General features: G+C 62.1%; 17 protein-coding genes. 12 read left to right on the forward strand and 5 right to left on the reverse strand.

The annotated features are described in order from the left end of the window. Window positions 1-17: 17 nt before the first annotated feature. Window positions 18-2,813 carry a benzoate 1,2-dioxygenase electron transfer component BenC gene (gene benC, locus ABIE53_RS05405; RefSeq protein WP_192700107.1) on the reverse strand — a complete coding sequence of 932 codons (2,796 nt, stop codon included), beginning with the start codon at window positions 2,811-2,813 and terminating at the stop codon, window positions 18-20. A 1,123-nt stretch (window positions 2,814-3,936) separates the two neighbouring features. On the opposite strand from benC, the gene ABIE53_RS05410 reads away from it, so the two are divergent. Next, window positions 3,937-6,864: a bifunctional diguanylate cyclase/phosphodiesterase gene (locus tag ABIE53_RS05410; RefSeq protein ID WP_192700108.1), complete on the forward strand. Its 2,928-nt coding sequence runs from the start codon at window positions 3,937-3,939 to the stop codon at window positions 6,862-6,864. A gap of 181 nt (window positions 6,865-7,045) precedes the next feature. On the opposite strand, the gene ABIE53_RS05415 is transcribed toward ABIE53_RS05410, so the two are convergent. Beyond that, window positions 7,046-7,465 carry a winged helix-turn-helix transcriptional regulator gene (locus ABIE53_RS05415; protein WP_192700109.1) on the reverse strand — a complete coding sequence of 140 codons (420 nt, stop codon included), beginning with the start codon at window positions 7,463-7,465 and terminating at the stop codon, window positions 7,046-7,048. Between the two features lie 166 nt (window positions 7,466-7,631). On the opposite strand from ABIE53_RS05415, the gene ABIE53_RS05420 reads away from it, so the two are divergent. From ABIE53_RS05420 to groL, 4 genes are all read left to right on the forward strand, one after another. After that, a complete protein-coding gene (locus ABIE53_RS05420; RefSeq protein WP_192700110.1) occupies window positions 7,632-8,504 on the forward strand; it encodes an NmrA family NAD(P)-binding protein in 873 nt (290 codons plus the stop codon). A 78-nt stretch (window positions 8,505-8,582) separates the two neighbouring features. Next, window positions 8,583-8,954 (forward strand): DoxX family protein, encoded by a 372-nt coding sequence (locus ABIE53_RS05425; protein ID WP_192700111.1) that lies wholly within the window; start codon window positions 8,583-8,585, stop codon window positions 8,952-8,954. 387 nt (window positions 8,955-9,341) lie between these two features. Beyond that, window positions 9,342-9,632, forward strand: a complete 291-nt coding sequence (gene groES / locus ABIE53_RS05430; protein WP_006047749.1) for a co-chaperone GroES — start codon at window positions 9,342-9,344, stop codon at window positions 9,630-9,632. A gap of 52 nt (window positions 9,633-9,684) precedes the next feature. Beyond that, complete coding sequence (gene groL / locus ABIE53_RS05435; protein ID WP_053857609.1) at window positions 9,685-11,325, forward strand: chaperonin GroEL; 1,641 nt, start codon at window positions 9,685-9,687, stop codon at window positions 11,323-11,325. Window positions 11,326-11,484: 159 nt separating this feature from the next. Here the strand turns inward: groL and cysC are convergent, their stop codons facing one another. The 3 genes from cysC to ABIE53_RS05450 form a co-directional block, all read right to left on the reverse strand. After that, the gene (cysC, locus tag ABIE53_RS05440) at window positions 11,485-12,099 is read right to left on the reverse strand and encodes an adenylyl-sulfate kinase (protein WP_192700112.1); all 615 of its coding nucleotides are present in this window, start codon (window positions 12,097-12,099) and stop codon (window positions 11,485-11,487) included. Window positions 12,100-12,281: 182 nt separating this feature from the next. Beyond that, window positions 12,282-12,434: a hypothetical protein gene (locus ABIE53_RS05445; RefSeq protein WP_192700113.1), complete on the reverse strand. Its 153-nt coding sequence runs from the start codon at window positions 12,432-12,434 to the stop codon at window positions 12,282-12,284. A gap of 344 nt (window positions 12,435-12,778) precedes the next feature. Next, window positions 12,779-13,639, reverse strand: coding sequence for a hydroxymethylpyrimidine/phosphomethylpyrimidine kinase (locus ABIE53_RS05450; RefSeq protein WP_006047744.1), 861 nt, complete (start codon window positions 13,637-13,639; stop codon window positions 12,779-12,781). A gap of 316 nt (window positions 13,640-13,955) precedes the next feature. On the opposite strand from ABIE53_RS05450, the gene ABIE53_RS05455 reads away from it, so the two are divergent. The 7 genes from ABIE53_RS05455 to ABIE53_RS05485 all read left to right on the forward strand — a co-directional run bounded on the left by ABIE53_RS05455 (window position 13,956) and on the right by ABIE53_RS05485 (window position 20,198). Beyond that, a complete protein-coding gene (locus ABIE53_RS05455; protein ID WP_006047743.1) occupies window positions 13,956-14,126 on the forward strand; it encodes a rubredoxin in 171 nt (56 codons plus the stop codon). A gap of 270 nt (window positions 14,127-14,396) precedes the next feature. Then, a complete protein-coding gene (locus ABIE53_RS05460; protein WP_192700114.1) occupies window positions 14,397-15,806 on the forward strand; it encodes a FimL-related protein in 1,410 nt (469 codons plus the stop codon). 347 nt (window positions 15,807-16,153) lie between these two features. After that, entirely contained in the window at window positions 16,154-16,732 is a 579-nt protein-coding gene (locus ABIE53_RS05465; protein WP_029971036.1) for a YqgE/AlgH family protein, read from the forward strand. Window positions 16,733-16,742: 10 nt separating this feature from the next. Then, the gene (ruvX, locus tag ABIE53_RS05470) at window positions 16,743-17,183 is read left to right on the forward strand and encodes a Holliday junction resolvase RuvX (protein WP_192700115.1); all 441 of its coding nucleotides are present in this window, start codon (window positions 16,743-16,745) and stop codon (window positions 17,181-17,183) included. Then, entirely contained in the window at window positions 17,170-17,709 is a 540-nt protein-coding gene (gene pyrR / locus ABIE53_RS05475; protein WP_192700116.1) for a bifunctional pyr operon transcriptional regulator/uracil phosphoribosyltransferase PyrR, read from the forward strand. The genes ruvX and pyrR overlap by 14 nt, the downstream gene beginning before the upstream one ends. Window positions 17,710-17,783: 74 nt before the next feature. Beyond that, complete coding sequence (locus ABIE53_RS05480; RefSeq protein ID WP_006048658.1) at window positions 17,784-18,809, forward strand: aspartate carbamoyltransferase catalytic subunit; 1,026 nt, start codon at window positions 17,784-17,786, stop codon at window positions 18,807-18,809. Window positions 18,810-18,920: 111 nt separating this feature from the next. Then, window positions 18,921-20,198, forward strand: a complete 1,278-nt coding sequence (locus tag ABIE53_RS05485; protein WP_192700178.1) for an RNA-guided endonuclease InsQ/TnpB family protein — start codon at window positions 18,921-18,923, stop codon at window positions 20,196-20,198. Window positions 20,199-20,205 lie beyond the last annotated feature (7 nt).

Raw genomic sequence — 20,205 nt, forward strand, 5'->3', positions numbered from 1 at the left:
GCCTTCTGTCATCCGCTTTAGGCCGATAACCCACGGAACTTCACGAACAGGTGTTCCGGCCCGGAGTTGGTCAGGTTATTGCCCCTGACATACTGGATCGGTCGTGCCGGATCAAGCGCGATATCGCCAATCTTGCGGGCGAGAGCCTTCGTCGCAATCAGCGTCTCCAGCTTGGCGAGCGGAGCACCAAGGCATTTGTGCATGCCGTTGCCAAAACCCAAATGACCGTTAGAATCGCGGTCGATGTCGAACCTCTCGCCGTCCGCAAACTTCCGGCTGTCACGGTTCGCAGCCGAAAGCAGCAAGCGCACCACCGCGCCCTTGGGCAGATCGATGCCCGCAACAGTGGTCGCCTCTGTGGTGATGCGGCTTACGCGCTGGACGGTGCCACGATAGCGCGCCACCTCCTCGACGAAACGATCCGCGTCGGTGGGGTTTTCGCGGATCCGTCCGAGCAATTCCGGCTGTTCGGTGAACATCCGAAAAGCGTTGGCGACGAGGATGGTCGTCGTGTCGTGCCCGGCGATGAAGACGAACGCGCACAACTCCTTCGCTTCCTTCTCGGTAAGCAACCCGTCCTTCCACATGCGCGCGATATGCCCGCCGATCGACTGGCTGTCGGTGCGAGCGAGCCGCTCCATCGCTTGCTTCAGGTAAGCGAAGAAAGCCTGCGCGCTCTGCTCGTCGGTGCCAGTCCCTGGCGCATTGCGGGCGAGGCGCCCGAAGTAGCTGAAGGTCTCGTCCGACCAGAACTTCATCTTTTCCTCGTCTTCGTTCGGCACATCGATCATCGTGGAGATGGTCGAGATGCTGAGCGGGATAGCGAAATCGTCGACGACGTCGCCGCCGCCTTTGGCGATCATTGCGTCGAGCAGATGCTCCGCCCTCTGTCCGATCTGCCCGATGAAGGGATCGAGCGCCAGCGGTAGGAACGACGGCTGGACGACCTTGCGCAAGCGCGAATGGTCGGGCGCGTCGAACAGTGTCAGGAACGTCAGCGGTGGCGGGCTGACGACTTCGGAGGAAAATAGCTTCGGATTGCGGATCGCCTGGTAGACATCGTCATAGCGCGACAGGAACCACACATCCGAAGTCGCCGACTGGCAACGCAGCACCGGCGCGTTCTCGCGCATCCAGCGGTAGTGCTCGTAAGGGTCGCCTTGCGAGCCGTCATCGACCACCTTGAATGGCTCCAGCCCGTCGGGCCAGTCCAGTTCGTGTGAATAGGGCGGAAGGGTCTTGGCCGTGAATGGGCAGATCTGCGGCACACTTTGCGGCACGACAGGCGGGGCAGACGAGGCGGGTGGCGCTGCGATGACGGGGGCCGTCTTGCCCAAGGTCATACGCTCCAGCGCGCGGCTCATCGTGGCCTTGGAATGAAGCGCATGCAGCGCAATCACGTCCCGTGCCGCGTTCAGGTCGCCCAGTTCAAAGGCGGCAACGATGTCCCGGTGTTGCTGGACGATATCGCCGACGATCTCTATCTGGTCGGTCAGCGCGCGAGCGATGTAGTCCTCTACGGCCAGTTGTCGGTAGAGCGCGATCAGCTGAGCGTTGCCGGAAGCTTCGATGGTGAACAGGTGGAAAACGTGGTTGGCCTCGATATAGCGCGCAACGTCAGTAAAACGCCGCCCAGACACGAACGGCGCCGTTGCCTCGGCGAGCTGGCGGAACACGATCAATTGCTCGCTCGACAGCCGGCCCATGGTCAGTTGAGCCGCTCCCAGTTCGAGCGCCATCCGCATGTCGAAGGCTTCATCGACATCGACAGGAGCGATGCGCTCCTCGCCGGTCTGAACCACGAGCCCGGTGCCCGCGAACTTCTCGTAATGAAAGTTGCGCGGCGTTATCGCTTCGAACGACAGAAATTCGCGCACCGCATCTACCATCGGCGGCGGACCGCAGAGGTAGACATCCGCGTCCCCACCGTTGAGCTGGGAAGCGCTTATGTGGTGGGTCACAAAGCCCTTGTTGGGAAAGGCACTCTCGGGACTGGCGACGGTGCAGGCATAGGTGAAGTTCGGCAGGCGCTGCATATAGGCTTCGAGTCGGTCGATGCCGACCAGATCCTCGTCGGTGTTCACACCGAGGACCATGTGGATCGGGTGTGGACTGCCGCCGTCTGCGACGATCTTGTCCAGCATTGAGAGGAACGGCGCGAGGCCCGTGCCGCCCGCCAGAAACAGCACCGGCCGCTCAATGGGACGCAGGTAGAAGCTTCCCAGCGGGCCGCGAAATTCGATTTGGTCTCCTACCTTGGCGGATTCGCACAGCCAATTCGACATCGCCCCTTGACGCACATTGCGCACCAGGAAGGACACACGCGACTCAGACGGCCCCGAGCTGAACGAGTAGGAGCGGGTCTGATCGGTGCCGGGCACCCGGATGTTGACATACTGCCCGGGAAGGAAGCTGAGATCCCCGCGCTTTTCCAACTCGACCGAGAAGGTGATCGTGGTGTCCGACGCTCGTTCGCAGGCGACGATCCGTCCTTGGTGCGAGGACGGGCCGGTTCCCGAGACATCGGAATTCGTGGCGAGCTGGATTACGCAGTCGGAACACGGGCTCATCTGGCAGGTGAGAACTTTGCGGGCGCTCGCCTCTTCGGGGCTGAGCGCATCTTCCATGCAGTCGCCCAATACGTAGTCGCCGGACTCGCAGACCGCCTTGCATGTGCCACACACACCATCACGGCAATCGAGTGGAATATTGATCCTGGCGCGAATGGCGGCATCGGTGACACGCTCGCCCTCCTTGCACTCGATGAAGCGGGTCACTCCGTCCTCAAAACGGAAGGTTATCTGATGGGCCATGGCGGTGTCTCCTCTAGAGTCGCCCGACCACTCCCCTGCGCTGGCGGTTTGCTCGGACGAGATGGCGCGCGAGGTAACCTTGCTTCTCGCAAGCGCCCGTTGGGTTTAATGCCGCCAATTTAGAGCCTGAGCCGCGTCGCACTCAACGGACAGAGGCGACGTTCGCCCGGACAAAACGTGCATTGTGATGGAGGTCGGATCACCCGGAGCAGTCGGGACCTCACTCGGGGACCCACTTTCAGAGGATGCTCATCGATCGCGCCGCGCTTGGAAGCGGATGATCGCCACTGAATGTTTGCTGCCCCTGTTAGCCTCGTCGGGCTACGTCACAGTGGGATGCATTTCGAAGGTGAGCGAATCGATGGCGAGAAGCCGACGTGGATTGAACCCAAAAAATGTCCATCCTGGGCGCCCTTCGCCGATGCAGCCGCCGGATCTCCCTCTACTTCCCGAAATAGCTGATCATGCCAACAGCGACTACTGGGAGGGCCTGAGGGTATGCCGAGCAGGTCGGACGGCGCGAACCCAACCTCGCCGCGGAAAGTCGTAGCAGACCTCGCGAGTCATGTCCCGGAGGACTGCGGTCCCGATTTGCATCACGAAGAAGGCAGTTTGTGCCGGCCTAGTTTAAGTGCCCTTGCAGTTGTGACAAATGTCAACCATCCGAAGCTTCACCACAAGCAACGAATGTCTCGTTTGGAGAAAGGTCGAGGACCGCTTCGGGTCGACAAGCGTCTCTCGCGACATCGCACACCCCACCCCCGAGCACGCCCGCGCCTCCGCATTGGATATGTCCGGTCAGGTCTGTGCGCAGACCAGGTTGTTACTTTAGCCACAGTTTGTCGGCAAACCGAACATCGCCTGTGACGCTAAATGGACACGCTTCGCGTCGGTTGACGATGACTTTTTAGCCGATGGGTGATGACGGTCTCGCCAGCAGCGCAGAAGCCCGGACTGCGATGTCCTTAAAACCGCTGCCCACATGGAAATCATGTCGCCATAAAGGAAAACCCCCCACTTGCCGTTAAGCGAGTGTCGGCAGCCAAATTCTAAAAAGCTCCGACGCCATAGAGATCGTTACTGGATGTGGAGGCATGCAAGACCAATATTGCATGGAGCGTCGATGAATATCGTTCCCGGGGACCATCGCGGCTTGACAGGAGTGAAGGACGACAATCCGACGACAGTTGCCGGAAGTCCAGTGATGCACCTGACTGCATCAACAGAGGCGACAGCATCGATCGATAACCTCCTTCGAGCGTCGGGCGACCTTCTACGCGGGAGAGAGTGGGCATGGTATCGCGCGGGACAAAAACTACATCTGGCGGCGCATGCCCGCACACACCGGGGATGGCCGGAAGTTCTGGCCAACAATAAACTCAGCGAGTTTTGTGAGGCGGAAGCTTTGCATTGCTGGCCGACGGGACCCAGCGACCGCGCTTTCGGATGGCTCCTTGCACCGCCTTCCCAGCCGCATAACGAGGCCCTTGCCGCATTCGCGAATGCGCTGGGAGTGCAACTGCTTGCCGACGCGCTCGCGCGCGCGCAGAAGACGCAGCAGGTACTGTACGAGATCGCCTACATAGCCAGCACTGTCCGCGAGCGCTCGGCTTTCCTGCTCGCCGTGCACCGGCAGCTCGCGACGATAATCGACGCGGAAAACTTCTATCTAGCGCTGTATGAACAGGCAAGCGGACGCATCACCTATCCGTATTACGTCGATGTTATCGACGTTGAGGCGCTCGAGCCGGAAAGCTACGACGTCGTCGACCCGGACCGCCTGTCATTGACGGGCCACGTGCTGACCAGTGGACAACCGTTGCTGATCGACGCTGCGGGGATTATCGAGGCTGAAAAGCAGGGACGTTTCTATTGCGTTGGCGACCGCCCGGAGTTCTGGATGGGCGCGCCGCTAAAAAATGCATCGGATGAAGTATTCGGGATGCTTGCCATGCAGGTGTACGACGTGTCGCGCAGTTATAGCGCCGAAGACCGCGCGTTGTTCCTGGTAGTCGCGGGTCACGTTGCAATGGCCTTGGACCGAATTCTTCATCGCGCCAATCTGGAAGAAACCGTCACCCGGCGAACATCCGAACTGTCAGAACTCAACACTGCGTTGCGTCAGGAGGTAATGGAGCGCAAACGCGCGGAACATTTGCAAGGTGCGCTTTTCAAAATCGCGGAACTGTCTAGCGCGCCGGGAGACATGGTCGGGTTTTTTCGCAATCTCCACGGCATCCTCGGAGAACTGCTCGACGCGCATAACTTCTACATCGCGCTTTACGATGAGAATACCGAAACGGTTTCGTTTCCTTACTACGCCGATGAACTCGTTCACCATCAGCCGGCTCCGCGACGTCGCAAACGAGGTTTCACGGAATACGTGATCTCGCTGCGTCGGCCGTGTCTACTGAATCGCGCCGATGCAGAGTGCCTCATTCGCGAAGGAAAGGTGGAACTTGACCACGATCAGCTCAATCTGCGTTCCTGGCTCGGCATCCCGCTTTTCGAAGGCGGCAACGTACGGGGCATGCTTGCAGTACAAAGCTACTCCCCGGACGTCCACTACACGCCGCGCGATCAGGAACTGCTGACCTTTGTTTCACGTCACATCGACACTGCGTTATCACGACGCAGCGCCGCCGATGCACTACATGCTGCCAACGTCGAGCTGGAAGCACGCGTTCAGGAACGCACGCGGGAGCTCGACGAGGCAAACGCGCAACTGTGGCACGAGAACTTTCATGACGCACTGACCGGTCTGCCTAATCGCCGTTATTTGCTCGAGCGGCTTGGTGCGGAATGGACGAGGCACCGCGACGCCGGGCAGCAACTGATAGTAATGTTTCTCGACCTCGATCGCTTCAAAGTTGTGAACGACAGTCTGGGTCACCATTTCGGCGACCAGCTGCTGGTGTCGGCGGCCACGCGGCTGCGTGACTGTCTCGCGGATAAATGCATGCTTGCGCGCCTCGGCGGAGATGAATTCGCGATCCTCTCCGCCGAGGCTTCCGTCGAAGACGCTATCGAGCTCGCCGAGCGGATACTGTCAGCATTCGACGTGCCGTTTTCTATCGGCGATCACGTGGTTTTTTCGTCATGCAGTATCGGCATTGTGTCCGCTGACGATGACTTTCACGGCGAACCGGCGGACCTGCTGCGCGATGCCGATACGGCGATGTACCGGGCAAAAAACGGCGGGCGTGACAGTTACGTGGTGTTCAATCAGGAATTGCGACGCCAGGTTTCGGATCAGATGCAACAGGAAGGCAGCTTGCGCGCTGCGCTCAAAAAAGACGATGAACTCGTGCCTTTCTTTCAGCCGATCGTCTGTACCGCCACTGGTCGTCTGACTGCGCTCGAAGCCCTGATTCGCTGGCGCCAGCCAGACGGCCGGGTGCTCACCCCTGGAGAATTTCTGCCTGCGATGGAAGGACTCCGGGTCATGGGTCGGCTCGATCTATACATGCTCAATCGTATCGCAGTGATACTCGCGCAGCCGGGGCTCGCCGGCTGGCCGCCCGTACATGTGAACTGTTCCAGTTACAGCATGACTCGCGAGGATTTTGCGGACGACGTCTTCGCGCTCCTCCAGCAGCACGGAGTCGCGCCGTCGCGCATCTGTCTGGAATTAACAGAGGGCGCGCTGATTGCGGAGCCAGAGATAGCACGGCGTACGATGCAGCGCTTGGCCGACAACGGCGTGTCCGTGGTACTGGACGATTTCGGGACCGGTTTTTCGTCACTCAGCTATGTCCACGAGTATCGCTTTAGCGGCCTCAAGGTCGACAAGTCGTTCACCTTCGGCCTATCGTCGAATCCGCGCACGCGGGCTATTGTTCGGGCGATCGTGCGCATGGCCGAATCGCTTGACTTGCGTGTAGTCGCGGAAGGTGTCGAAGATGCGATGACGCTCGCTGCGTTGCGCGAAATCGGCGCGGGGCAAGCCCAAGGTTATTACATCGCCAAGCCAATGCCGCTCGCCGCGCTGGTGGAAGCCCTGGATTCGGGCAAGGCGACGCAATGGGTCGCGCCGTCAGAGAAAATGTGATGGCCTCTGCGGTATGACCGCGTCGGCGCGCGCGCCTGCTACGCGTTCTGAATGCGGTTTTCGCCTCGGCGTCCCAAGTCGAGTACTAAACGAGTGATGCGTCCTTCCGCGCCGTCTGTGAAGCCCAACATAAGCTGACCGCTTCAGGCTTTCGCCATCACCCTCACATCAGGCCAGGCATCTAGCGCGGGACATCACCGGGTGCGCCGTCAAAGCGGACGCGCGCGGCATGGATCTCCGGATAACGACGATCGGCCCAATCGATGAGGGCCGCCATCGGTTCCAACAGGGATTGGCCTAGTGCGGCCAAACGATATTCGACGGTCGGCGGCCTCGTTGAAAAAACATGGCGAGTGACGAGTCCGTCGCGCTCGAGATCGCGCAGTGTCTGGGTCAGCATGCGCTTGGAAATGTCCGGGATGGCCCGGTGAAGCTCACTGAAGCGCTGCGATCGCGTCGCGAGCTCCATGACCATGAGCATGCTCCATTTGTCGCCGATGCGGTCCAACACGTCGCGAACCGCGCAGTGTGCCGGCTGGGCGTCGGCCAATTGACGCTGATATCGGCTGAATCTGTCGATCGCATTCTGGGACGTGCTCATTCGGGTTCCCTTTGACTCTTCTGGTAACAAAAAACTGCCTCCTTACGATGGAAGGCAGAGGTCTCTATGATAGACCTGCCCTCAAACAAAGACCGTTCCTCACTCCGGCGGAGCTCTGGGCCGGGCGTGTGGTGGAGTCGCAGGATACTAATTTCAGGAGAAGTACATGTTTCTGGTTATGGGAATCACGGGACGCGTAGGCGGCGCAACGGCGCAACATCTTTTGGCGCAAGGCAAGAAAGTCCGGGCGCTGGTCCGCAATCGCGAGAAGGCGGCCAATTGGGCGGATCAAGGTGTGGAACTGGTCGACGGCGACTGGAATGATGCGGCCGCCGTAGAGAGGGCGCTCGAAGGAGTCGAAGGTGCATTTGTCATGCTGCCGGCGGTCTGGGCACCGTCGCCGGATTTCAGGGAAGCAAAGAGCGTGATCGCGAACTATGTCGAAGCGCTGGACAGGACAGTGCCGCCGCGGGTGGTTGTGCTGTCGTCGATGGGTGCGAACAGAACGAGCGGGCTGGGAATAATCACGGCCCTGTCGCTTCTTGAGGAGGGACTGCGCCACCTGACGTTGCCGATCGCCTATGTGCGAGCCGGCGGGTTTTTCGAAAACTTCCTTTACGGCTTGCACGTTGCCCAGGACGGCACGCTACCCGTCTACTACAACCCGACGAGCCGGAAGTCGACCATGATCGCGACCGACGATATCGGCGCCCAGGTGGTGACGCTGCTGACCGGGCCGACGTGGTCCGGGCATCGCGTTGTCGAGCTTGGCTCGATGGTCAGCGCCGACGAAGTCGCCGCCCAACTGGGCGAAGTCTTGCAGCGCGACGTCAAGGCCTTTGCCATCCCGCGGGCCGGGTGGGCGGCAGCATTCGAACAGCTCGGCGTTCCGAAGGGCCACACCGGACCCGCCGAAGCGATGTTCGATGCCGTCAACGCGGGCTGGATGGATCTCGGCGTTGCGGGCACCGAGCACGTCGCGGGCACGACATCGCCTCGCGATGTCTTTGCGGCGGCCTACAAGGCCACCACGGCATGAACAGCGCAGTTCGTATCGGCTCGTCGACAGGCGGCCACACTGATGCTCGGCAGCCCTTCATTGGAGAAGGCAGAACGAATGTCCAAGTTTTCCTGGCGCCAGATATTACCTTTGGTTCTCGCGGCTTTTTTCGTCGTGGGATCACTCAGCAACATCGTCGCCCCGCGATCCATCTTCGAGGAATACCTGAAGTGGGGATACCCGCACTGGTTCCATTTCGTGACCGGTTCGCTGGAGCTCATGACCGCTGTTCTGCTGGCGCGAGCACGGACGCGGCTGTGGGGCGCGGCGCTCGGCTGCACTGTGATGTTGGCCGCGCTGGCAACCGTGACAGTGCACGGCGAATACGGACATGGGGTGGCGCCGCTTGTCGTGGCGATACTATCGATTGTTGTCGGCTGGATTGCCTGGCGCAAGCGGCTCGCTGGCGGTTCTGTGGTTGCGGCCTAACCTTATGCGGCCGTCAAGACCTTCAAGCAGCGTAGCGTGAAGCTCCGGCTGGTAAGGGTTTTTACCGACCTTGCGTGGATTGCCTCGCACATCGAATCTGACGGGCCAAACGTAAAGGTTGCCGCGTCGAATTACGGCAATTCGCGACCGTAAGCCTTTGTATGTACAAGGGTAATTTGTCCTGCTCCGCACGCTCGCGGCTCAAGCTGAAGCAAACCAGCTTCAAAGTTGGACGAAACTCGCCAACGATCCCTCCCTTCTTGAATTTGTCACCACCTGTCCATATAATTAGCACTCGTCGCACGAGAGTGCTAACAACTTCGCCGGTTGGCTCGGCCAGCCGGGTTTTCCAAGCGTTCTTCAGTCTCAATCAAGAGAGGAGTATGTATGAACCTTCGTCCTTTGCATGATCGCGTGATCGTCAAGCGTCTGGATCAAGAAACCAAGACCGCGTCGGGCATCGTGATCCCCGAAGCCGCAGCAGAAAAGCCGGATCAGGGCGAAATCCTGGCCGTCGGCCCGGGCAAGCGTGACGATAAGGGCGCACAAATCGCCCTCGACGTGAAGGTTGGCGACCGCGTTCTGTTCGGCAAGTACGCAGGCCAGACCGTCAAGGTCGACGGCAACGAACTGCTGGTCATGCGCGAAGAAGACATCATGGCCGTGGTCAACAAGTAAGCGCAAAGCGCTACTTACACGGTTATATCCAGAGAATTCAAGGAGTTAGAAGATGGCAGCTAAAGACGTCGTATTCGGTGATTCCGCCCGTGCCAAGATGGTCGAAGGCGTGAACATCCTCGCGAATGCTGTGAAGGTCACGCTGGGTCCGAAGGGCCGCAACGTTGTCCTGGAACGCAGCTTCGGCGGCCCGACGGTCACCAAGGACGGTGTGTCGGTCGCGAAAGAGATCGAACTGAAAGACAAGCTCCAGAACATGGGCGCGCAAATGGTCAAGGAAGTGGCTTCCAAGACCAGCGACAACGCAGGTGACGGCACCACGACCGCAACGGTCCTGGCTCAGTCGATCGTCCGCGAAGGCATGAAGTACGTTGCATCGGGCATGAACCCGATGGACCTGAAGCGCGGTATCGACAAGGCTGTGACGGCTGCAATCGAAGAACTGCGCAAGATCAGCAAGCCGTGCACGACCAACAAGGAAATCGCTCAAGTCGGCGCGATTTCGGCAAACAGCGACTCGTCGATCGGCGACCGCATTGCTGAAGCAATGGACAAGGTCGGCAAGGAAGGCGTGATTACCGTCGAAGACGGCAAGTCGCTGCAAGACGAGCTGGACGTCGTCGAAGGTATGCAATTCGACCGCGGCTACCTGTCGCCGTACTTCATCAACAACCCGGACAAGCAAGTTGCCGTGCTCGAGAACCCGTTCGTGCTGCTGCACGACAAGAAGGTCTCGAACATCCGTGATCTGCTGCCGGTTCTGGAACAGGTCGCCAAGGCGGGCCGTCCGCTGCTGATCATCGCAGAAGACGTCGAAGGCGAAGCACTGGCAACGCTGGTGGTGAACAACATCCGCGGCATTCTGAAGACGGTTGCTGTGAAGGCTCCGGGCTTCGGCGATCGCCGTAAGGCCATGCTGGAAGACATCGCGATCCTGACCGGCGGCCAGGTCATCGCTGAAGAAACCGGCCTGACGCTCGAAAAGGCAACGCTGGCAGAACTGGGCCAGGCGAAGCGTATCGAAGTGGGCAAGGAAAACACGACGATCATCGACGGCGCTGGCGAAGGTGCGAACATCGAAGCGCGCGTCAAGCAAGTGCGCAAGCAGATCGAAGAAGCAACGTCGGACTACGACCGTGAAAAGCTGCAAGAGCGCGTTGCCAAGCTGGCAGGCGGCGTTGCAGTGATCAAGGTCGGCGCTGCGACCGAAGTCGAAATGAAGGAAAAGAAGGCACGTGTCGAAGACGCACTGCACGCAACGCGCGCAGCTGTGGAAGAAGGCATCGTTGCTGGCGGCGGCGTCGCGCTGATCCGCGCACGTACGGCGATCGCCGGTCTGAAGGGCGCTAACGCCGATCAGGACGCAGGTATCAAGATCGTTCTGCGCGCAATGGAAGAGCCGCTGCGCCAGATCGTCACGAACGGCGGCGAAGAAGCCAGCGTCGTGGTGGCGGCAGTTGCTGCTGGCCAGGGCAACTACGGCTACAACGCAGCGACCGGCGAGTACGTCGACCTGGTCGACGCCGGTGTCGTGGACCCGACGAAGGTCACGCGCACGGCACTGCAAAACGCAGCATCGGTGGCAGGTCTCCTGCTGACGACCGACGCAGCGGTTTGCGAACTGCCGAAGGAAGATGCACCGATGCCTGGCGGCATGCCCGGCGGCATGGGCGGCATGGGCATGGACATGTAATTTTGTGTCCGCTCCCCGGTTGGGCCTGGCCTACAGGCTCGGTCGGGAGCTCATGCGAAAGCGCACCGCGAGGTGCGCCTTGCCAAAGAAAAACCCGCAGAAATGCGGGTTTTTCTTTCGCTTCGCGCTTCGCAGCGCTTCGGAAAACTATGCGTGTGCCTATGCCGCAACCGCGAGCGAATGCGCGCGCAAGTAGCCGAAGATGCGGGCCACGCTGTCGCTCAGCGTCAATGAAGCGGTGTCGATGACGACTTCCGGATTGACCGGCGTTTCATAGGGCGCCGAAATGCCGGTGAACGCGGGAATCTCGCCCGCCAGTGCCTTCGCGTACAGTCCTTTCGGATCGCGGCCAGCGCAAGTGGCGACCGATGCGGATACGTACGTCTCGATGAAACTGCCGGCGCCGATGATGTCGCGCGCCATGGCGCGGTCGGCATGCATCGGCGAAATAAGCGCCGCAATGACGATGAGGCCCGCGTCGTTCATCAACTGTGCAACATGCGCGACGCGGCGGACGTTTTCGTGGCGGTCGCGCGGATCGAAGCCGAGATCGCTGCCCAAGCCGCGGCGAACGTTGTCGCCGTCGAGTACATAGCAGGCGTGGCCTTGCGCAACGAGTTGCCGTTCGAGTTCGAATGCGATGGTCGACTTGCCTGCTCCAGACAGGCCCGTGAGCCAGATCGTGACCGGCTTCTGGCCGTGCATGCGCATTCTGTCCTCGAGCGTGATGGTGGCGCTGCGAAAGCGTTGCACTGGACTGCAGGGCTCTTCCATTTTCATGTTCCTGAAGTACTAAACGGAGGGGCTAACACAGCGACTAAACACAGTGCCAACCCGCCACACGCCCGCTGTGCAAGCGCTCGCGGAATGGGCGACAGCGACATGGAAGCCGTCGGGCGCGTCCGGCGGCAAAGCAATCGAAAAGCCGGCGTGCGCGCTCGGGTATCCGGCATTCGCTACATGCAGTCGATGTCCCCGGTCCATCCGCTCGCAATCACTTCTCTGCCGATGCGCCCTTCGAGCAGCACCTTCCGTTCCGGGCGACTGAGATTCACGGCCGAACTGGAGACGACGCCGTCGCGCATCGAGTCGACGAAACCGTCGTACATGTCCACAAGTGGTTGCGCTTCCCTTTGAGCAAACCGCCGGTATTCTTCGTCGGCGCAAGGTCGAAACGGCCGGCCAGGCCGCGCACTTTCGCGAGAAATGCTTCGTCAAAGCCCAACACCACTAAGCTATTAGGACGCGGATTGTCGAGTCGATCGATCTCGGCCAGGATCGTTTGCTCGCGGCAGGGTGAAAGGCGCCTGCGTACGCGGAGTTGCATGACTAAACCAAGGCGTAGAGATGCCGACGGCGGGCCATCGCATCAAGCGGCTGTCTGGCGCGGGACCGCGCCAGCGGCATGCTCCGCGCGCCAAATTCGCAAAATGCGATACGGACCGCGCGCGAGTCAGTGTCTTGCTTCACCTGGCGCCGCGTCCTTGCCGGCGGCCGGCGGCGTTTCGTCGTCGCTGCCGCGAGCCCAGAAAAAGCGGTCCGGCATATACGCGCCCATGCCCGGCCGGAATGCGCTGCGTATCGCCTGATACAGATACTCCTGCGCCTCGCGAACCGCCTCGGCAGGCTCCTGACCGTTGGCGAGCAGCGCCGCGATCGCCGAGCCGAGCGTGTCGGTGATGCCCATGATCCGGTTGCTGCCGCGGTCCCACATGTCCTGACGCAACTGGCCGTCTTCGCTGAAAAGCGTGTTGACGAGCCGGTGCGTGCCCGTTTCCGTCGACAGAATGTATTCGCAGCCATGCGACAGCAGATGCGAGATCGCCGCGTCGAGGCTCGGCGCTTCGGCGTCGCCGTCCGGCTGGGCGAGGGCGAGCAGCGTGGCGGAATCGGCGACCAGCAAGGTGGTTTGCGGCGCGAGCAGATCGGCGATGGCCTCGCGCAGTTCGTCGGCGGCGAGCACGTGTTCGTCGTCGAGCGTGAAGTCCGGGGCGAGAATCAGCGGAATGTCGTCGTAATCCGCCACAACCTCGGCGATCGCGCTCACGACTTCGGCGCGCGTGCAGGCGCCGACCTTGAACGCAGCAATCGGCATGTCTTCGAGAAGCATGCGCGCCTGGGTGGCGACCACTTCGGGATCGAGTCCGTTAACCTCGTCGCAGGTTGCGGAATCGCGCACGGTGTAGCCGGTGAGCACGGAGACGCCATGGCAACCCATGCTGGCAAGGGTCATCAGGTCGGCTTGCAGGCCTGAGCCGCCGGTGGGATCGGAAAGACCGAAGGTGAGGACGATCGGAGGCGTGTCGCTGGGCATGAAGATTTACGAGGAGCAGTATTTTCGGCGCATCAGGTGCGCAATTGGCTCAATTATGCGTCCTAAACCGGCGCGGGGGCGTTTTTTCGCACAGAGCCGTTCCCTGTCGCTTCTGTCGCAATTGTGCCGGCCGTTTCGCACCGCAACGCGCGCCCGCCGTGTGGCGCGACGCCACATGTTGCGCCGCGTGATCCGCCCAGCGCTGCCCGCCGTCGTGAGCCGCCTGCATTGGGCGTTTGCCATTGCTAGGCATTGGGGCGGCAACACGGTACCATCATGGCTCCCGTTTCCCCGGACTTCACGACGCGACACAAGAATGGAATATCAAAGCTGGATGTGCCTGATTTGCGGCTGGATTTACGACGAAGAAGCCGGTTTGCCGGACGAAGGCATTGCGCCGGGCACGCGCTGGGAAGACGTCCCAATTAACTGGACGTGCCCGGAATGCGGCGCGCGCAAGGAAGACTTCGAGATGGTCCAGATCTGACATCGAAGTCGGCCGGCGGCGCTCGGCCAGAGTGTGGCATCGCGCCGGAACGTCGCCGTGCCGGCGGTGTCGCAATCACAAGCTGACATCGCCCGGTATTGCACGGGGCATTGGCTCTTCAGCATTTGTCACTGGGCACGCATCGCCGCGCATTGTCGTTGCGCGTTTGTCATTGCGCATTTGTCACTGTTCAGTCGCCGGTTCGCGCGTTAGGCGCTCAGTCTGCGCGCAGCGCCAGGCGGCGGCCCGCCGACTTTCCGTCGCCAACTCATGACTCTTCGATCCGCAGCTCCCGTTTCCTTCGACGCATTGCCCAACCCGCGCGGCGGCGCCGTACGCCCCGCGGAGCTGGCGCTCGCTGAAGCGCTGCTGGCGTTCGAGCAGCACACCGGTTGCACGACCGCCCTGGTGCGCGTCTCGCACGCGTTGCGCAGCGCCGGCTGGCTGAGCGCCACGCGTTTCGCCGATGTGCTGGTGAGGCTTTCGCCGCTCGCGGCCGGCGATCCGGCGGAGGCCGAGAGCGTGCGGCCGGGCTTCGGCGCCGCGTTGCGCGACTTCCGGGCGGCGCTCGAGCGTCATAATCTGCGCGAACTCGCCTGTTCGCCGACGCTGTTCGATCACTACCGCGCGCTGTGCGCCCATCTCGGCGAGCACAGCGCCGCGTCGCCCGTTGCGTACGAAGATCTCGCGTTGACCGCGCGCCCCGTGCCGCCCGTGTCGTTTCACGCGCAGCCGGCCGAGCAGTTGGCGCATCTGCGGGCGCGCTATGAGCGCGCGCTGCTGCCGGTGCTGCGCTCGCAGCCGGACACAGGCAGCGCGGCGGCGCGCGCAGCGACGCAAGCGGCACTGGACGAACTCGACGCCGTCCTCACCGAGCTGGCCGGTCCCGACCCGTATGATTTCTGGCGTCTCGCCAAGGCCTGCGCGCGCGCGTTGCGCGTCAGCGGGCGCGCGGCCGGCGAGCCCGACGCGCGGCGCTTCTACGCGCGCTGCAATCTCGCGCTTGCGGACCACGCGCGCGGCATCGAACGCGCGCAGCGCTCGCTCGTGCGGGCCACGCTCGCCCTGCTATGGCGCGATTACGCGCTGTTCGGCGCCGCCGCTGAGGACGCCGATCAGGTCGAGGTGCTGCACGATTACGGCTTGACGGTCGACTGGCACGTCGCGGGCACGCAGGCATCGGAAATGCTTTGGGAAGCCGGCGCGGTCGAGGCGCAATCGTTCAGCGCGCAAACGTCAATGACCCGCGACCTCGGCGTGCTGAGCGTCAATGCCCATGCCTACGAGGACTTTTTGCAGACGGCGGACGCCGCCATCTCCGCGCTCGCCGAACACGCGCGCGCCGCGGATCAGCCGGAAAAGGCCGACCCGAGCGAAGCACTGCAAGCCGGCGACGCCGCGTACCGGCTCGGGTCCGCGGCTTGCGCATTGGGCCTCGGCCACGTCGCGCTGCTCGCGGATGCGCTCGGGCTCGCATGGCGGCGTCGCGCGCACGCCGGCGTTTCGACGCCTGCGGTGCGCGCGCATGTGATCGTCGACGCGCCCGCGGCCAGTGCGCTCGAAAATGCGGCCGAGGCGTTGCGCGCGACGCTGCACAAGGTGGCAGCGGGCGTGGCGCCGCCGGCCAGCAGCGCTGCGCTCGCTGCGTTGACGCGGGCGATCGAGCAGGGCGGCGCGTGATCGAGGCGTGAGCGCCACGCAAGTGGGCAAGGCGGCGCGCAGTTCGCGCGAGCGGCACGTAACCTGAACAGGGTGGCGCGTAATTCAAGCGCGAGCGGCAAGCAACGCCAGCAAGGCGCCGCGCTCCTCCCGCGGGCCGCATGAGAACCACGCGGCCAAGCCACGCCAACACCGCGCCGCGCAAGCCGCCGCGCACCTCGAATCGGCACCGTGGCAACGCGCGCGTGCGTGATAGAGTGCAACATGAATCGCCGTCGATGGCTCGCGGCACGCCGCATCACTCCGGCCGCCGCTCCACGCTGCTCAAAGCCCCGCCATCCTGCACCGTCTTTGCTAAAATCCGAACTATGTCTAAGAGTACCGATCGCATCAATCTGACCAACCAGTTCCTGATCGCCATGCCGAACATGGCCGATCCGACGTTTTCCGGAACGGTGGTCTACCTTTGCGATCACAGTGAGCGCGGCGCGCTCGGCCTCGTGATCAACCGGCCGACTGATATCGACCTGGAAGCGCTCTTCAGTCGCATCGACCTCAAGCTCGAAATCGAGCCTCTTCTTCACGTTCCCGTGTACTTCGGCGGCCCGGTGCAAACCGAGCGCGGCTTCGTGCTGCACGATCCGAAAGACGGCAATACCTACACGTCGTCCATGTCGGTGCCGGGCGGTCTTGAGATGACCACGTCGAAAGACGTGCTCGAGGCGGTCGCGAGCGGCACCGGTCCCGAGCGTTTTCTGCTCACGCTCGGCCACGCCGGCTGGGGCGCGGGCCAACTCGAAGAAGAGATTTCGAAGAACGGTTGGCTCACCGTCGAGGCCGATCCGAAAATCGTGTTCGACGTGCCCGCCGAAGAGCGCTTCGAAGCCGCGCTCGCGCTGCTCGGGGTCTCGCTGTCCATGCTGTCGGGCGAGGCCGGGCACGCATGAGAGGCGCCGCATGAGCCTGCCGGGCGGACGCGAGGCGACGCTGCTCGCGTTCGATTACGGGGAAAAGCGCATCGGCGTCGCGGTCGGCAATTCGCTTACCCGAAGCGCGCGGCCGCTCGTCATCGTGCAGAATCGCAGCCGCGAATATCGTTTCGCCGAAGTCGGCAGGCTGATTGCCGAATGGAAGCCGGACGCGCTCGTGGTCGGCTTGCCGATGCATCCCGACGGCACGCCGCACGAAATGACGCAGCTCGCAAAGCGCTTCGGCAATCAGTTGAACGGCCGCTTCAATTTGCCGGTGACGTGGGTCGACGAGCGCTATTCGTCGGTCGAGGCGGAAGCGACCACGCGCGCCAACAAGGGCCGCGCCGATATGCTCGACGCCGAAGCCGCCAGCATCATCCTTCAGCAATATCTTGACGGACTTTCCGACACCCATGAGTTCCATTGACGCTGAAGCGCTATACCGCGCGCTGCTCGACCAGATTCGCGCCGCGTACGGCGACAAGCTCGGTGCGCACGACGGCGCCGACGGCGCCGTGCTGGCCGGCATTTACAGCGGCGGCGCATGGCTCGCCGAACGGCTCGCGCGCGATCTGAACCTGCCGAGCTTCGGCGTCGTCAATGTCGCGCTGCATCGCGACGACTACGCGAAGAAAGGTTTGCACTCGCAGGCGAGCCCGACGTCGCTGCCTTTTTCCGTCGACGGCCGCCGCATCGTGCTGGTCGACGACGTGCTGTACACCGGCCGCACGATTCGCGCGGCGCTCAATGAGCTGTACGACTACGGCCGTCCGGCAGCGGTCGAACTGGCCGTGCTCGCCGATCGCGGCGGGCGCGAGTTGCCGGTGGCGGCACGCTTTGTCGGCGGCGTGGTGGATGTGCCCGCCGACGCCACGCTCGTGCTCGCGCGCGACGAAACCAGCAGCGCCGATCAGCCGCGTTTCACGTTTCATACCGAAGCACGCGTCGATTGAGTGCAGATGCAAGTGCGGCTGCCAACGCCGCATCGCACCAACACGTTGAAGCCCGTATTTCAAGCAGGTAAATCATGAACACCGCTACCCAGGCTCCGCAGGATTCCGCCGATAGCGCCACCGAGCGCTTCCGTTATGGCTTCCTGAAGGGCAACCCGCAGCTCACGAAAAACGGCGAGCTCAAGCATCTGTTGTCGATCGAAGGTTTGCCGAAGGCGATCGTCAATCACATTCTCGACACCGCGAGCCAGTTCGTCAGCGTGACGGATCGCGAGGTGAAGAAGGTGCCGCTGTTGCGCGGCAAGTCGGTGTTCAACCTGTTCTTCGAGAACTCCACGCGCACGCGCACCACGTTCGAAATCGCGGCCACGCGTTTGTCGGCGGACGTGCTGAATCTGAACATCAATGCATCGTCGACGAGCAAGGGCGAATCGCTGCTCGACACGATCAACAATCTGTCGGCGATGCACGCCGACATGTTCGTCGTGCGTCACGCTTCGAGCGGCGCGCCGTATCTGATCGCCCAGCACTGCGCGCCGCACGTGCATGTGATCAATGCCGGCGACGGCCGTCATGCGCACCCCACGCAGGGGCTGCTCGACATGTACACGATCCGCCACTACAAGAAGGACTTCACGAATCTGCGGGTGGCGATTGTCGGCGACATTCTGCATTCGCGGGTCGCGCGCTCGGACATTCATGCGCTGACCACGCTCGGCGTGCCGGAAGTGCGCGCGATCGGTCCTCGCACGCTGCTGCCGGGCGGCCTCGAACAGATGGGTGTGCGGGTGTTCCACAACCTCGACGAAGGGCTGAAGGACGTCGACGTGATCATCATGCTGCGTTTGCAAAACGAGCGGATGAGCGGCGCGCTGTTGCCCTCGGCGCAGGAGTACTTCAAGAGCTGGGGCTTGACGCCCGAGCGGCTCGCGCTCGCGAAACCGGATGCGATCGTGATGCACCCGGGCCCGATGAACCGCGGCGTCGAGATCGATTCGCAGGTCGCGGACGGTCCGCAATCGGTGATCCTGAATCAGGTGACGTTCGGCATCGCGGTGCGCATGGCGGTGATGGGGATTGTCGCGGGCAATAATGATTGAGAAGCTAGCATTGGAGCAGCGCATAAATTATCGCCCGCGGGAGATGGCGGCTAGAGCTGTTGATGTTGTCTACATTCCGCTCTAGGCTTCGATCACGTTGGTATGGAAAGTATGCAACGCCGCAAAGTCACCTTCAGGCTCTACCCCACTGCTACGCAGGCCGAGCGTCTGACGGCGTGGACCCGCTTGCACTGTGAGTTGTACAACGCGGCGCTCGAGGAGCGAATCGACGCTTATCGGAAGACTGGTAGGTCTATCGGTTATTACGAACAGCAAAACGTGTTGCCGGCGATTAAGGCTGATCGCCCGGAGTTTGTCGGACTAGGCAGTCACGCCCTCCAACAGACACTTCGCAGGCTGGATCTGGCGTTTCAGGCGTTCTTTCGCCGTCTCAAGGCTGGACAGACGCCGGGCTTCCCGCGCTTCAAGGCCAGCAAGCGGTTTTCAGGTTTTTGCTACCCGGACCCGGCAGGCTGGAAACTCATGCAGTGCGGCGCGCGCGGCGCGACGATTCGGCTAGGCAGCGGCAAGGACGCCATGTCGATCCGCGCGCGTGGCCGGCATCGGTTCGGCGACAGTGTGAAGCCTAACGACCTCACGATCCTGCGCAAGAACGACGAGTGGTTCGCGTCTGTCACGTTGCGAGTATCGGCGGCGGCCTCCGCCCGCGTGCGCAGTGGTGACGATCACCGCGGCGTTGACTTCGGTATCAACGACTGGGCCACGTTCGACAATGGCGAGACCATCGCCAATCCACGATTCATCCGCAACGAGCTTGCGCGGATGGCGGACCTGCAGCGTTGCAAGGCGAGGAAACAGCGTGGGTCTGTCCGACATAAGCGGCTCGGGCGGCAAGTGGCGAGACTTCATACGCGCATCGGCAACCTTCGTCGTGAGTTTCTTCACACCACGACCTCCGGCATGGTCGCGTCCTGTGCAGTGCTCGCCACGGAGGAACTGCGCACGCAGAACATGAGCCGTTCGGCCGGGCGCACGAATGACAAACCTGGCCGGATGGTTAGGCAAAAGGCTGGACTGAATCGCGAGATCCTGTCGGCCGGGTTCAGCATGACGCACAAAATGCTCGCGTACAAAGCGGTAGAGGCTGGTACGAGGCTACATATCTCGAACGCGCTCCAGTTAAAGCCTTCGCAGCGCTGCGCCGCGTGCTGGGAGATCGTACCAAAAACGCTCGCGCAACGTGTGCATGAGTGTCCGCATTGCGGCCACTCAGCACCACGTGACCAAAATGCAGCGTCGGTCGTCTTGATCGACGCGCACACGCCTGGGACGGGCGTGGCGGTGAGACCCAAACCTCTGTCGCGGCAACGCGCCAAGTCAAAGTCTGTGACCCGCGAAACCCCTGCTACAGTATCGAACGACGTTTAGCAGAGGG

The sequence above is a fragment of the Paraburkholderia sp. OAS925 genome (assembly GCF_040543975.1).
Taxonomy (GTDB): Bacteria; Pseudomonadota; Gammaproteobacteria; order Burkholderiales; family Burkholderiaceae; genus Paraburkholderia; species Paraburkholderia graminis.